General features: G+C 59.6%; 1 pseudogene. It reads left to right on the top strand.

From position 1 onward, the window contains the following. Positions 1–229, top strand: a pseudogene (locus LD028_RS09700) (DEAD/DEAH box helicase); the annotation flags it as partial. Position 230 lies beyond the last annotated feature (1 nt).

Genomic DNA, 230 nt, shown 5'->3' on the forward strand with positions numbered 1-230 from the left:
TACCTACATCCATCGAAGCGGCCGCACCGGCCGGATGGGCCGGGCGGGTCTGGTCTTTTCCATTGTCACGCCGCAGGAATTGTTTATCGTCCGCAAGTTTGCCAAGCAGACCGGTTTGTCCATCGCGGAAAAAGCGATGTCGTACGGCGCGCTGGTCGATCCCGCCGATCTGCGCCGGCCGAAGAACGGCGGACGCGTACATAAGAAAGGACGCTTTGGAACAAAGTAGG

Source organism: Anoxybacillus sp. LAT27 (genome assembly GCF_022030075.1).
Lineage (GTDB): Bacteria > Bacillota > Bacilli > Bacillales > Anoxybacillaceae > Anoxybacillus > Anoxybacillus kestanbolensis.